The organism is Agromyces bauzanensis, from assembly GCF_014645655.1.
Taxonomy (GTDB): domain Bacteria; phylum Actinomycetota; class Actinomycetes; order Actinomycetales; family Microbacteriaceae; genus Agromyces; species Agromyces bauzanensis.
The window spans coordinates 1-12314 of the sequence record NZ_BMMD01000035.1; the positions used below are offsets into that span (position 1 = coordinate 1).

Below are 12314 nucleotides of genomic sequence, written 5' to 3' on the forward strand. Positions count from 1 at the left end.
AGCATGCAACTATCCCTAGTTATGCCGAACTATCCGACCCGAACATGCCCCTGATCAGGCGCTCCCGCACAACATCGGCATAACTCCGACATCAAGATAATCGATGTTATGCCGACGTCGGCATAACGTGGAGCAGGTCATCGGTGAACTCAAGGGCGGGCCGCTGGCGCATCTTCCCTCTGGGCGGTTCTCCGCGAACGCGGCCTGGCTCGGCTTCGCGGTGATCGCGTTCAACATCTCCCGCGCCGCCGCGACCGCCGCCGGCCACGCCGCAGCACGTATGGCCACCCTGCTGCGGATCCTGACCGCGACGCCAGCCAGAATCGCGTCCACCGGCAGACGGCAGGTCATGCACCTGCCCGCGAGAAGGCCAACCCCGCCCACCAGGCGCGACAGCCGGACCGACGTCATGCGTTCACCCCACCGGACACGCAAACGACACGAACCCTCAACAAACCGATGCACGCGACCGCTACTCGCAGATCTGGGTCAGATGTTCCGGTGAAGTCGCATGTGGGCTGCGCGATTCGCAACCACTGTGTCAGGATCGGCCGTCTCAGACTGTTACTAGGGCTCCCTAGCAAATACTCGAAATCCCAAGTATAGTGATGGGCGTGCACTCCCACGTAGTGCGCGCGAAGGGACGCTGACATGACCATCGAGCTGACTGAGACGAAGACCCGCGAGCTCACCCACTTCATCGGCGGTCGGCACGTCGCCGGCACGTCCGGTCGGTTCGCTGATGTGTTCGACCCGAGCACCGGCGAGGTCCAGGCTCGGGTGCCGCTGGCGAGCACCGAGGAGGTCGAGGCCGCCATCGCGAGCGCCGAGCAGGCGCAGCTCGCGTGGGGTGCGACGAATCCGCAGAAGCGTGCTCGCGTGCTGCTGAAGTTCCTCGACCTCGTGGCGAAGGACATGGACGACCTCGCGCAGCTCCTCTCTCGTGAGCACGGCAAGACCGTCGATGACGCGAAGGGCGACATCCAGCGCGGTGTCGAGGTCATCGAGTTCGCCGCGGGTGCACCGCACCTGCTCAAGGGTGAGTACTCGACGGGTGCGGGCGCGGGCATCGATGTGTACTCGATGCGTCAGCCCCTCGGCGTGGTCGCGGGCATCACGCCGTTCAACTTCCCGGCCATGATCCCGCTCTGGAAGATGGGCCCGGCGCTCGCCGCGGGCAACTCGTTCATCCTCAAGCCGAGCGAGCGCGACCCCTCCGTGCCGCTGCGCATAGCGGAGCTGTTCCTCGAGGCGGGCCTGCCCGAGGGTGTGCTCAATGTCGTCAACGGCGACAAGGAGGCCGTCGACGCGATCCTGCACGACGATCGCGTCAAGGCCGTCGGGTTCGTCGGTTCCACGCCGATCGCGCAGTACATCTATGCGACCGCCGCAGCGAATGGCAAGCGGGCGCAGTGCTTCGGCGGTGCGAAGAACCACATGATCGTGATGCCCGACGCCGACCTCGACCAGGTCGCGGACGCGCTCATCGGCGCCGGATACGGCTCGGCGGGCGAGCGCTGCATGGCGATCTCGGTCGCGGTGCCGGTCGGCAGGGAGACGGGTGACGCCCTCGCCGCCAAGCTCGCCGAGCGGGTCAAGCACCTGAAGGTCGGCCCCGCGCTGGCCGAGGGCGTCGACTACGGTCCTCTCGTGACATCCGACGCCCTGAAGCGTGTCGAGCACTACATCGGCATCGGCGTCGAAGAGGGCGCGACCCTGCTCGCCGACGGACGCGGCCTCACTGTCGAGGGGTATGAGAACGGCTTCTACCTCGGCCCGACCCTCTTCGATCACGTCACGACTGACATGACGATCTACAAGGAGGAGATCTTCGGCCCGGTGCTCATCATCGCCCGCGCCGACGACTACGAGCAGGCCCTCGCGATGGCGACCGACCACGAGTACGGCAACGGCGTCTCGATCTTCACCCGCGACGGCGACGCCGCCCGCGACTTCAGCGCACGCGTCAACGTGGGCATGGTCGGCGTCAACGTGCCGATCCCGGTGCCGATCGCGTACCACACGTTCGGCGGGTGGAAGCGATCGGGCTTCGGTGACCTGAACCAGCACGGCCCCGACGCGTTCCGCTTCTACACCAAGACCAAGACGGTGACGAGCCGCTGGCCCTCCGGCATCAAGGACGGCGCCAGCTTCGTCATCCCGACGATGCACTGAGGTCGACGGCTCATGACGATCATGACCGAGGAACGCCTTGCGATCGTCGAGGCAGTGCGCGACTTCGCATCGACGGTGCTCGCCCCGAACGCCGGGGAGTGGGACGCGTCGAAGCACTTCCCCGTCGATGCGCTGGCGCAGGCGGGCGAGTTGGGGCTGGGCGGCATCTATGTGCGAGAGGACGTCGGAGGCTCCGAGCTGTCGCGCGCCGATGCCGTTGCGATCTTCGAGGAGCTCGCCAAGGGCGACACGACGATCGCCGCGTACATCTCGATCCACAACATGGTCGCGTGGATGATCGACACCTTCGGCAACGATGTGCAGCGTCACACGTGGGTGCCCGGCATGGTGGCGATGACCGACCTGGGCAGCTATTGCCTGACCGAGCCGGGGGCGGGGTCGGATGCCGCGGCCATCACCACCTCGGCGCGACGCGACGGCGACGACTACGTCATCGACGGCGTCAAGCAGTTCATCTCGGGTGCGGGATCCTCCGCGGTGTACGTCGTCATGGCCCGCACCGGCGAGCCGGGCCCGAAGGGGATCAGCGCCATCGTGGTGCCCGGCGACGCTCCGGGGCTGAGCTTCGGCCCCAGAGAGCACAAGATGGGCTGGAACGCCCAGCCCACCCGCCAGGTGATCTTCGACGGCGTGCGGGTACCGGTCGCCAATCGACTCGGTGCCGAGGGCGACGGCTTCGGCATCGCGATGAAGGGCCTGAACGGCGGTCGCGTGAACATGGGCGCCTGCTCGCTCGGAGGCGCCCAATGGGCGCTGGAGCGCGCCCTGCAGTACGTGCAGGAGCGCGAGGCGTTCGGCCAGCCGCTTGCGGCGAACCAGTCGATCGTCTTCACGCTCGCCGACATGGAGACCGAGCTGCAGGCCGCGCGCGCCCTCCTGCAGCGGGCCGCCGACAAGATGGACGACGACGCACCCGACATGGCGACCGCGTGCGCGCTGGCGAAGCGGTTCGCAACGGATGCCTCGTTCCAGGCCGCGAACGCGGCGTTGCAGTTGCACGGCGGCTACGGATACCTGCACGAATACGGCATCGAGCGCGTGGTGCGCGACCTCCGGGTGCACCAGATCCTCGAGGGCACGAACGAGATCATGAAGCTGATCGTCGGCCGCGACCTGCTGGCGAGCGCGCGATGACCGCCGCCACCGCCGCTGCCTCAGACGCCGAGGTGATCGTCGAGGAGCGGGGTCGACTCGGGCTCCTCACGCTGAACCGCCCGAAGGCGATCAACGCGCTGACGCACAACATGGTCGAGCTCATCACTGCGGCGCTCGACCGGTGGGCCGACGACGACGCCATCGCCACCGTCGCGGTGGTCGGCGCCGGCGATCGCGGGCTCTGCGCCGGCGGCGACGTCGTTGGTCTGTACCGTGACGTGACCGAGGCCGACGGAATGTCGGCCGCGGCCTTCTGGCGCGACGAGTACGCCATGAACGCGCGAATCGCCCGGTATCCGAAGCCGTTCGTCGCGATTCAAGACGGCCTCGTCCTCGGCGGCGGCATCGGGGTGTCGGCGCACGGCTCGCACCGCGTGGTGACCGAGCGATCGAAGCTCGGTTTCCCCGAGGTGACGATCGGCTACATCCCCGACGTCGGCGCGACGTGGCTCCTCTCGCGCGCACCCGGCGAACTGGGCACGCGGCTCGCGCTCTCGGCGGCGATGATCGGGCCGGCCGACGCTCTCCTCGTCGGATTCGCCGACTCCTTCGTGCCGGGTGAACGGATCCCCGCGCTGCTGAAGGGGCTGGAGAGCGAGGACGCGGCCACCGTGATCGCCCTCCTGGCCGGCGAACCGGAGCCGGGCGTGCTCGCCGCCCAGCGCGTGTGGACCGACGAGGCGTTCGCGGGCTCGTCGATTCCCGAGATCCTCGCGCAGCTTCGCGAGCATGGCGGTGCTGAGGCATCCGCGCTCGCTGAGACCATCGACCAGAAGTCGCCGCTCGCGCTCGCCGTCACGCTCGAAGCGCTCCGCCGCGCGCGCGACCTCTTCGATCTCGAGGCGGCGCTCAACCAGGAGTACCGCGTGTCCCGCCATTCGTCGGGCACGCCTGATTTCGCTGAGGGCATCCGCGCTCAGCTCATCGACAAGGACCGCAACCCGCGGTGGAACCCGGCGAGTCACCGTGCGGTGACCGAATCTCAGGTCGCCGCGTTCTTCGAGGTTCCCGCCGACGGGGACCTCGGCCCGTCAACCGCATTCGCGTCGAAGGAGACAGCATGAGCAGGATCGCATTCATCGGACTGGGTCACATGGGTGGCCCCATGGCGGCAAACCTCGTGAAGGCCGGCCACGACGTCGTCGGCTTCGACGTCGTTCCCGCGGCCCTCGACGCAGCGGCCGCGGCCGGCATCGAGATCGCCCCGTCCGGGGCGGATGCCGCGACATCCGCCGATATCGTCATCACGATGCTGCCCAGCGGGCGTCACGTGCTCGACGCCTACAACGGCGCTGGCGGAGCGAGTGGACTCCTGGCCGCGGCGCGGCCGGGAACGCTCTTCATCGACTCGTCGACGATCGCCGTCGACGAGTCGCGGGCAGCGCACGACGCCGCCGCGGCGGCAGGGCACCGCAGCCTCGACGCGCCCGTCTCGGGTGGTGTCGTCGGGGCCGAGAACGCGACGTTGGCGTTCATGGTCGGCGGCCGGGACGAGGACTTCGCCGAGGCGCTTCCCGTGCTCGAGGCCATGGGCCGCCGCATCGTCCACTGCGGTGGAGCGGGTCTGGGCCAAGCCGCGAAGATCTGCAACAACATGATCCTCGGCATCTCGCAGATCGCGGTCGCCGAGGCGTTCGTGCTGGGCGAGCGGCTCGGCCTCACGCACCAGGCCCTGTTCGACGTCGCCTCGAACGCCTCCGGCCAGTGCTGGGCGCTGACCACCAACTGCCCGGTGCCCGGGCCGGTGGCGACGAGCCCGGCGAACAACGACTACCAGCCCGGGTTCGCGGGGGCGCTGATGTCGAAGGATCTCGGCCTCGCCGAGCAGGCGATCGACCTCACGGGTGTCGACGCGAAGCTGGGCCTCCTCGCCCGCAGCATCTACGCGGAGTACGCCGCAGGCGAGGGTGCAGGCAAGGACTTCTCGGGGATCATCAACACCGTTCGGGACCAGTCGCGGGCGGAAGCCGCGAGCGTCGAGGCGTGAAGGAGCCCGCATGACCGAGTACGAGACCATCATCGTCGAGACGCGCGGGCGTGTCGGTTGGATCACCCTCAACCGGCCCGAGGCGCTCAACGCCCTCAACTCGACGCTCATCCGTGAGATCGTCACGGCGGGCAAGGAGTTCGATCACGACCCCGACATCGGCGCGATCGTGCTGACGGGTTCCGAGAAGGCCTTCGCAGCCGGTGCCGATATCAAGGAGATCGCCGACAAGGGGTACATCGACATGTACCTCAACGACCCGTTCAAGTCATGGGCGGACTTCGGGCGACTCCGCACGCCGGCCATCGCCGCGGTCGCGGGCTTCGCCCTCGGCGGCGGGTGCGAGCTGGCGATGATGTGCGACATCATCCTGGCCGCCGACACCGCGAAGTTCGGGCAGCCCGAGATCAACCTCGGCGTGATCCCCGGCATCGGCGGCACGCAGCGACTGCCCCGTGCGATCGGCAAGTACAAGGCCGCCGAGCTCGTGCTGACCGGCCGGATGATGGGCGCCGAGGAGGCCGAACGCTCCGGCCTCGTGTCGCGCATCGTCCCGGCCGCGGAACTCCTGGATGAGGCCGCCAAGGTCGCGGAGATCATCGCATCGAAGTCGCTTCCGGTGGTGTACGCGGCGAAGGACGCCCTTCAGGCCGCGCAGGAGTCCACCCTCGCCGAGGGCCTGCGCTTCGAGAAGCAGGCGTTCGCTGCCACGTTCGCGCTCGACGACCAGACCGAGGGGATGGGGGCGTTCCGTGAGAAGCGTACGCCCGAGTTCAGTCACCGCTGAGCGGGCGCGGACTCACAGCGGCTCCGGCAGCGGCTCGGGATCCGCGAAGTCGCCTGCCTCCTTGCGGAACCTGGCGAGGATGCGCACGAGCTGCAGCAGGTCGTCATCGGGCAGGCCGGGCTCCGCGAACACCGCATTGAGCGCGCTCGTCGCCTGTTCGACGAGCTCCCGGCCCTCGGCGGTCAGCGAGAGGAGCGCCGCGCGCCCATCGGTGGGGTGCGGCTCACGCCGCACCAGGCCGTCGCGCGAGAGTCGGTCGACGGTGTTCGTGACGCTGGTCGGATGCACCTGGAGCCGCGCGATCGCGCTGGCCATCGGCATCCGCCCTTCGCGCGTGAACGCGAGCAGGCGCAGCATCTCATATCGGGCGAACGAGAGTCCGAACGGCTTGAGTGCACGTTCGACCTGGGCCAGCATGATCTGCTGCGTGCGCATGATCGACGTCACCGCGGACATGCCGGCCGCGGCATCCGTCCACCCATGCGTCACCCACTGGCGTTTCGCCTCGGCGATCGGATCGACGGGAAGCGGCTTGTGCCGTGCCATGCGCCCTCCGTTCTCCGGTCCTACCGTACCCAACCGGAGCAGCAGGCATTCGCGAGGGTTGCTCGCGGGTCGTCATGGCATTCGGTTGCACATGCACTGATGGGCGCAGACTCGCCCAGTGAAGAGGAGATGCGATGAAGATCGTCGTTCTGGTGAAGGAAGTCCCCGACACGTATGGGGACCGCAAGCTCGACCTCGAGACGGGTCTGGCGGATCGTGCCGCGTCGGAGGCGGTGCTGGACGAGATCGGCGAGCGTGCGCTCGAGGTGGCGCTGAGTCATGCCGACAGGAACGCCGGCGTCGAGGTGGTGGTGTTGTCGATGGCTCCCGAGGGGTCGGCGGCGACGCTGCGCAAGGGGCTCGCGATGGGTGCGGCGTCGGCGGTCCATGTCGCTGACGAGGGTTTGCTGGGCGCGGACCTCGGGCTGACCGCCGAGGTGCTCGCTGCCGCGGTGAAGCGCACCGGGTTCGATGTCGTGATCGCGGGCAACCTGTCGACCGACGGATCGGGCGGTGTGCTGCCATCGATGATGGCGGAGCTGCTCGATGTGCCGGCGGCCACGAGCCTGAGCTCGGTGGAGATCGGCGACGGGTCGGTGTCGGGCGAACGGGTGAGCGACGGCGCCACGATGCGGGTGACGGCCGACCTGCCGGCCGTGATCTCGATCACGGAGCGGATGCCCGACGCACGGTTCCCGAACTTCAAGGGCATCATGGCGGCGAAGAAGAAGCCGTTCGAGACGCTGACCCTCGCCGACTTCGACGTGGATCCCGAGAATCCGGCCGCGGCGCGCTCGATCGTGATCGGGTTGGCCGAGAAGCCGCCGCGTTCGGCGGGCGTGAAGATCTCCGACGAGGGCGACGCGGGCGAGAAGCTCGCGGAGTTCCTCATCCAGAACCGGCTGGCGTGAAGGGCGTGACCATGGCTGAGTACAACGACGATTCGATCTTGGTGCTGCTCGACGTGATCCCGTCGGGTGAGCTCGCGAAGAGTGCTGCCGGCCTGCTGGGCGCAGCCTCGCAGGTGGGTACGCCGGTTGCGCTGGTGGTGTCCGATGCAGCAGGGCTGGCAGATGCCGCGGCTGCCCTCGGGGCGGCCTCGGTGCTGGTCGCGGCGCCCGGCGTGGGGCTGACGGTGCCGGTGGTGGATGCGCTGGTCGCGGCATCCGAGCGGGTGCTGCCCGATGCGATCCTGGTGTCCAACTCGATCGAGGGCCGGGACGTCGCGGGCCGGTTCGCCGCCCGCACCCGGTCGGGACTCGCGGTCGACGCGGTGGGCGTGGCGCGTGATGCCGAGGGCGTGGTCGCGCAGCATTCCGTCTACGGCGGGGCGTACAACGTCGATTCGGCGGTGACCTTCGGGGCGCCAGTGATCACGGTGCGACAGGGCGCGGTCGACGCGCGTGCCGAGGCGCGGCCCGTGGTGGTCGAGCAGCTCGCAGTCGCTCCGTCGGGCCGGAAGTCGGTGATGGTCGAGTCGGTCGAGGAGGTCGTGGTGGAGTCATCTCGACCCGAACTGCGTGGCGCGGCGAAGGTCGTCTCGGGCGGTCGCGGTCTCGGCTCCGAAGAGAAGTTTGCGCTGGTCGGGGAACTCGCCGATGCGCTCGGCGCGGCGGTCGGGGCCTCGCGCGCGGCGGTCGACGCCGGCTATATCCCGCAGGCGCACCAAGTCGGTCAGACGGGAGTGTCGGTGTCGCCACAGCTGTATGTCGCGCTCGGCATCTCCGGGGCGATCCAGCACCGCGCCGGCATGCAGACGGCGAAGACAATCGTCGCGATCAATCAGGACGCGGATGCTCCGATCTTCGAAATCGCGGACTTCGGTGTCGTCGGCGACGTGTTCACGGTGGTGCCGCAGCTGGTCGCGGCGCTCGACGCGAAGAAGAAGTAGCTGGTCATGGCGACGTAGGTCGTTACGGCGGGACCTCCCACGGTGGCCAGGCGGTGAACCCTGGCCGCCCGGTGGCGACGCGCCGGTCGCAGTGGTCGTGCGCAGTAATGGTGCGGTCGCGGTCGAGCGGCCGTCGGGGAGGCCTGCGGCTTCCGCGGCGCCCGTGACGGTCGCGGCACCCGAGACGGTGAACGTGGTGAGCGTGATGGAGCCGACTGTCGCGGACCTGGTTGAGACCATGGTCCCGGCCGGTGGCACGCGGCGGATCCGACGGGGATTGCCACGGGTTCCCGGCGGCGAGCCGTGGCAGCCGGTCGGTGAGGTGAACGTCGCTGCTGCGGCATCCGTCGTCAGCCAGACACCGCAGGGTACGACCTCGACAAGGGCGCCCGCGGCAGCGCAGGCGCCTACCTCCGTTCCAGCCGCACCCGGGCGCCCGGCGCTGACCTGACCGATGCGGCGACTGTCTCGCCATCCGCGCCTTCTGCGACCCCGGCTGCGGGCGCGTCCGATCGTCCGCTTCGTCGTGGTCTGCCGCGCATGAACGGTGGCGAGCCGTGGCCGCCCACCGGGCTCGCGCACGCCCGGGAGGTGACCGAGCCGGTTGCGGCGCCAGCGGCACCCGAGCCGGTGGCGCAGCCCGCGGACGCGGAATCCGTCGCCCATCGCCACTGCAGCGCCGCCGACGCGCGCGAACTTGGCGCGTCCGGCTGCGCAGGCGCGCACGACCACGCAGGCCTGCCAGCCCGCCCAGGCCAGTGCGCGGCCCGCTTCAAGGCTCACGAGCGAGCCCGGTCGGTTCGGCCCGTACAGCACCCGACGCCACTCCTACCTCGGCTGCATCGCGCCCGTCGCGTTCGAAGCCGAGCTCATCGCCGCTACGCTACCGATAGCGGCATAACCCAACCCCGTGTCCAAGAACCGGGGGCAAGGCCCAACGTCACCGATGTCCTGAGACATCACATTGCTCGTGGCATCGTCAGTCACACGCTGTCGGCGCGCTGCTTCAGGAGTCGTTCGACGGCATCCAGTGGTTCCGTCGATCGTGCGGCCCTCGCGACGAGCGCCGCTCCTTCAATGGATGCGATGACGAGCATCGCCTCTTCCCATGCTGGGTCTCGCTCCCATCCGAAGCGGCGGTAGATGGCGGCGACAGCACCGCGCCAGCGAGTGAACCTGCCGTCGGCCGCCTCGCGGAGCGGGTCGACTGCCGAGACGTCGACGACGAGCGCGGCGAGCGGGCATCCCGAGGTGTAGTCGCTGCTGACCAGCACGTGCCGCCACGACTCGACGATCATGTGAATCGCTTCTGACAGGTCGGTCGCGTCGGTGAACGCCAGCCGCGTCCCTGTGCCGAAGTCGTCCAGCGCGACGTCGAGTGATTCCAGGAGTACCTGGGTCTTCCCGCCCGGGAAGAATCGCTGAAGTGATCCTCGCGACCCATCGGCGTCGGCAGCGATTTGCCGCAGACCCACCGCATTCACTCCTCGTTCGCGGATCATTCGCGCGGCACTGCGCACCATGCGAGCACGGGGACGGTCGCGGGTCTCCTCGGCGGTCATAGCGGCCAGACTACTCGAAATCGATGACAGTCGTCATCAATGCTGCTACGGTGGGGAAATGCGATGACGGTCGTCATCGGATCCACTCACCAAGGAGGACCGTCATGAAGGCGCTGAGCCTGACCCGCTATGGAGCGCCAGGCTCCGGGAATGTCGAACTGATCGATGTGCCGGAGCAGGATCCCCTGCCCGGCCAGGTGGCGGTCGCCATCCAATTGGCCCCCATCAACCCCTCCGACTTGCTCCTGATCGCGGGCTACTACGGAGCACGTCCGAGCCTCCCGACGACCCTGGGCGCCGAGGGAGTCGGTCGCGTCGTCGCCGTCGGCGACGGGGTCGACGACGCCCGCATCGGCGAACAGGTGATCGTCGTCCCTGCGATCGGTCGCCCGACCTGGATTGAACGGACGATCGTCGACGCGTCGGCCGCGGTGGCCGTCGACGGTGATCCGCAACAGTTGTCGATGCTCGGCATCAACCCCCTCACCGCGTGGGCGCTTCTGCACGGTGTGGCCGATCCGGGGGCGGGCGCCTGGATCGCTCAGACCGGTGCCACCTCGGCTACCGCCGGATACATCCGCGCCCTCGCCACTCAAGCAGGGCTGAGGCTGATCGATGTCGTCCGGCCGGAGTCGGTCGACGCAGTGCGGGCATCCGGCGCACAGCATGTCGTCGCCGACGGTCCCGACCTCGCGAACGACATCAAGGCCGCCCTCGACGGCGGCTCGATCGACCTGCTGATCGACTCCGTCGGAGGTCCGAGCACCACCGCGCTCGCCAAGCGCATGTCGCCCGGGGGCACCATCGTCAGCTACACCTCACGGGCCGGCCAGCCGGTCTCGATCGACATCGGCGACCTGGTGTTCCGAGGGCTCACGGTGCACGGACTGTGGGTGCTGCCCTGGATCGCCCGGCTGCCCCCGGAGGTCATCGCGGACCGCTACCGCGAGCTGGCGCGGCTCGTGAGTGACGGCACCCTGTCTGCTCACGTCGAGGCCACGTACTCCCTCGGCGACTTCCGCCGCGCATTCGAGCACGCCAGCCGACCGGGGCGAACGGGCAAGATCCTGTTCGACGTCCGCGCATAATCAGGAAAGGAAGGCAATGCCGAGAGTCCTCGTGGGCGGCACCGGTGCGCCGGGTGCGGCAGCACACCGCCGACATCCTCGCGTTTCCTCGACCGGCTCGGCACCGGCAGCGGCCCGACCGGTGCGATCACCGATCGGGCCGAATACCTCCGCGGCTCCGCCCTGGGCTTCCGCGACAAGTAGTCGTGTTCGTTAGTTCGTCGGGTTCAGGGGTCGGCGAGGTAGAGGCCGACGCGGTCGAGTGCGGTCTCGGGGGGCCGGCGGTTTGGCCGTCGGGGATGCAGGAGTCTTCGTAGTCGTCGTGGCTGGCGCGGTAGATCGCGAAGCCCCAGAAGCGGGCGGAGCCGCCGTATCGCAGTCGCATCAGCGGGAGTTCGTGACCGAGGCGCTGAGGAGATCGACGATGGCGTCCGCGAGCGATGGGGGTGGGTCGATCGCGCCCAGCTGCAGCTGCCGACCCAGCTCGCCGAAGGGGTGCGTGGTCACCGCGCCGAGGCGCCGGCGGCCGGAGAAGCGCGAGGCCATCACCTCGGAGAGAGCCCGCTGGCCGCACCGGAGAGACTCGCGTGGCAGCATGAGGACGAACATCGCGAAGCTGCCGTCGAAGTCGAGATGGTAGGGGCGGCTCGTGTCGTAGAGGGCGAAGGCGCCGGTGGCGAGCACGGTGCTGCGGTCGTCCTGGGCGACCGCGCCGGAGCCGCGAAGCGCGACCCCGACCTTGACGTAGCCGGGGTCGCTGCAACGGATCCTGCGCGACGTGCGATGCACGCTCACACCCGTCCCCGAGACGTTGATGCCGACCGCGCCGACCGCAGGCGAGATCAGTCCGCCCGAGAACCCCTTGGCGGGCGACTGAGCACGGCGGCACGCGTCGAGCGGCACGCGTCGAGCGGCACGAAGCTCCGGTTGACCCCGTCGACCCAGGCGTCGAAGCGGTCGGCCGCCGGCAGCGGACGCGTGTCGAGCACGCGGCGGCCGACCAGCGAGGTCAGTTCTCCGCTCATTGGTGCACCATCGTTTCTGTAGCGCGAATGCGTCGCTCCGGATGAGGATTCCTGTTGAACCGTCGGCCGGTGGCTGACCGCCAGCGTCGCTTGTCCCT

12 protein-coding genes and 1 pseudogene are annotated in these 12314 nt (G+C 69.0%); 9 read left to right on the plus strand and 4 right to left on the minus strand.

Going from position 1 to position 12314, the window contains the following annotated elements; genetic code table 11:
* Window positions 1-127: 127 nt before the first annotated feature.
* The 6 genes and pseudogenes from IEX31_RS17540 to IEX31_RS17565 form a co-directional block, all read left to right on the plus strand.
* Window positions 128-373, plus strand: a pseudogene (locus IEX31_RS17540) (IS1380 family transposase); the annotation flags it as partial.
* 278 nt (window positions 374-651) lie between these two features.
* Window positions 652-2175 carry a CoA-acylating methylmalonate-semialdehyde dehydrogenase gene (locus IEX31_RS17545; RefSeq protein ID WP_188744690.1) on the plus strand — a complete coding sequence of 508 codons (1524 nt, stop codon included), beginning with the start codon at window positions 652-654 and terminating at the stop codon, window positions 2173-2175.
* Window positions 2176-2196: 21 nt separating this feature from the next.
* Entirely contained in the window at window positions 2197-3330 is a 1134-nt protein-coding gene (locus IEX31_RS17550; protein ID WP_373285548.1) for an acyl-CoA dehydrogenase family protein, read from the plus strand.
* Entirely contained in the window at window positions 3327-4415 is a 1089-nt protein-coding gene (locus IEX31_RS17555) for an enoyl-CoA hydratase/isomerase family protein (protein WP_188744692.1), read from the plus strand. The genes IEX31_RS17550 and IEX31_RS17555 overlap by 4 nt, the downstream gene beginning before the upstream one ends.
* Window positions 4412-5338, plus strand: coding sequence for a 3-hydroxyisobutyrate dehydrogenase (mmsB, locus tag IEX31_RS17560; protein WP_188744693.1), 927 nt, complete (start codon window positions 4412-4414; stop codon window positions 5336-5338). Before IEX31_RS17555 ends, mmsB begins: the two co-directional genes overlap by 4 nt.
* A gap of 10 nt (window positions 5339-5348) precedes the next feature.
* Window positions 5349-6125, plus strand: a complete 777-nt coding sequence (locus IEX31_RS17565; RefSeq protein ID WP_188744694.1) for an enoyl-CoA hydratase — start codon at window positions 5349-5351, stop codon at window positions 6123-6125.
* Between the two features lie 12 nt (window positions 6126-6137).
* Here the strand turns inward: IEX31_RS17565 and IEX31_RS17570 are convergent, their stop codons facing one another.
* A complete protein-coding gene (locus tag IEX31_RS17570; protein ID WP_188744695.1) occupies window positions 6138-6671 on the minus strand; it encodes a MarR family winged helix-turn-helix transcriptional regulator in 534 nt (177 codons plus the stop codon).
* Between the two features lie 134 nt (window positions 6672-6805).
* On the opposite strand from IEX31_RS17570, the gene IEX31_RS17575 reads away from it, so the two are divergent.
* Together IEX31_RS17575 and IEX31_RS17580 are read left to right on the plus strand one after the other, a co-directional pair.
* A complete protein-coding gene (locus IEX31_RS17575) occupies window positions 6806-7582 on the plus strand; it encodes an electron transfer flavoprotein subunit beta/FixA family protein (protein WP_188744696.1) in 777 nt (258 codons plus the stop codon).
* A gap of 11 nt (window positions 7583-7593) precedes the next feature.
* On the plus strand, window positions 7594-8562 hold the full coding sequence (locus IEX31_RS17580) for an electron transfer flavoprotein subunit alpha/FixB family protein (protein WP_188744697.1): 969 nt from the start codon (window positions 7594-7596) through the stop codon (window positions 8560-8562).
* Between the two features lie 983 nt (window positions 8563-9545).
* Here IEX31_RS17580 and IEX31_RS17585 read toward each other — a convergent pair.
* Window positions 9546-10124: a TetR/AcrR family transcriptional regulator gene (locus tag IEX31_RS17585; protein ID WP_308423560.1), complete on the minus strand. Its 579-nt coding sequence runs from the start codon at window positions 10122-10124 to the stop codon at window positions 9546-9548.
* Window positions 10125-10228: 104 nt separating this feature from the next.
* Here IEX31_RS17585 and IEX31_RS17590 point away from each other — a divergent pair, with 104 nt between their 5' ends.
* Window positions 10229-11212, plus strand: a complete 984-nt coding sequence (locus IEX31_RS17590) for a zinc-dependent alcohol dehydrogenase family protein (RefSeq protein WP_188744699.1) — start codon at window positions 10229-10231, stop codon at window positions 11210-11212.
* A gap of 363 nt (window positions 11213-11575) precedes the next feature.
* On the opposite strand, the gene IEX31_RS17595 is transcribed toward IEX31_RS17590, so the two are convergent.
* Together IEX31_RS17595 and IEX31_RS17600 are read right to left on the minus strand one after the other, a co-directional pair.
* A complete protein-coding gene (locus IEX31_RS17595; RefSeq protein WP_188744700.1) occupies window positions 11576-12094 on the minus strand; it encodes a cupin domain-containing protein in 519 nt (172 codons plus the stop codon).
* On the minus strand, window positions 12034-12314 hold a 281-nt coding region (locus tag IEX31_RS17600; protein WP_229662474.1), incomplete at its 5' end, for a hypothetical protein. The genes IEX31_RS17600 and IEX31_RS17595, both read right to left, overlap by 61 nt.

What these genes read in the sequence shown, in the direction of transcription:
- IEX31_RS17575 (WP_188744696.1), top strand. Translation starts at nt 6,806, where the DNA reads ATGAAGATCGTCGTTCTGGTGAAGGAAGTCCCCGACACGTATGGGGAC.
- IEX31_RS17555 (WP_188744692.1), top strand. Translation starts at nt 3,327, where the DNA reads ATGACCGCCGCCACCGCCGCTGCCTCAGACGCCGAGGTGATCGTCGAG.
- IEX31_RS17590 (WP_188744699.1), top strand. Translation starts at nt 10,229, where the DNA reads ATGAAGGCGCTGAGCCTGACCCGCTATGGAGCGCCAGGCTCCGGGAAT.
- IEX31_RS17550 (WP_373285548.1), top strand. Translation starts at nt 2,197, where the DNA reads ATGACCGAGGAACGCCTTGCGATCGTCGAGGCAGTGCGCGACTTCGCA.
- IEX31_RS17545 (WP_188744690.1), top strand. Translation starts at nt 652, where the DNA reads ATGACCATCGAGCTGACTGAGACGAAGACCCGCGAGCTCACCCACTTC.
- IEX31_RS17570 (WP_188744695.1), bottom strand. Translation starts at nt 6,671, where the DNA reads ATGGCACGGCACAAGCCGCTTCCCGTCGATCCGATCGCCGAGGCGAAA.
- IEX31_RS17580 (WP_188744697.1), top strand. Translation starts at nt 7,594, where the DNA reads ATGGCTGAGTACAACGACGATTCGATCTTGGTGCTGCTCGACGTGATC.
- mmsB (WP_188744693.1), top strand. Translation starts at nt 4,412, where the DNA reads ATGAGCAGGATCGCATTCATCGGACTGGGTCACATGGGTGGCCCCATG.
- IEX31_RS17585 (WP_308423560.1), bottom strand. Translation starts at nt 10,124, where the DNA reads ATGACCGCCGAGGAGACCCGCGACCGTCCCCGTGCTCGCATGGTGCGC.
- IEX31_RS17565 (WP_188744694.1), top strand. Translation starts at nt 5,349, where the DNA reads ATGACCGAGTACGAGACCATCATCGTCGAGACGCGCGGGCGTGTCGGT.